Origin of the sequence: Roseateles chitinivorans (assembly GCF_002761755.1) — a bacterium.
Lineage (GTDB): Bacteria > Pseudomonadota > Gammaproteobacteria > Burkholderiales > Burkholderiaceae_C > Roseateles > Roseateles chitinivorans.
Genome location: NZ_PEOG01000230.1, coordinates 1 through 430, shown reverse-complemented (window position 1 = coordinate 430; position 430 = coordinate 1). Strand labels below are relative to the sequence as shown.

The window sequence follows — 430 nt, the reverse complement described above, 5'->3', positions numbered from 1 at the left end:
CAACGCCGTGCTCGCCGAAGGTCAGCGGGTGCTCATCGCCGATCCGGCCCGGTTCGATGGCGTCGCGGTGATCGGCGTCGATGAGCACGTGTGGCGGCACACTCGCCGCGGCGACAAGTACGTCACCGTCATCATCGATCTCACGCCCGTGCGTGACGGGACCGGCCCCGCACGGCTGCTCGACATGGTGGAGGGCCGCTCCAAGAAGGCGTTCGCCGACTGGCTGGCACAGCGGCCACAGGAGTGGCGTGATCGTGTGGACGTTGTTGCCATGGACGGGTTCTCCGGGTTCAAGACCGCCGCCACCGAAGAACTGCCTGACGCGGCCACGGTGATGGACCCCTTCCACGTGGTCCGCCTGGCCGGCAACGCCCTCGACGAGTGCCGACGCCGCGTGCAGCTGGCCACCTGCGGGCACCGCGGCCGCAGC

General features: G+C 69.8%; 1 protein-coding gene. It reads left to right on the top strand.

Translation table 11 applies throughout. The annotated features are described in order from the left end of the window. A partial coding sequence (locus CS062_RS25500) for a transposase (protein ID WP_143742566.1) occupies positions 1-430 on the top strand: 430 nt, incomplete at both ends.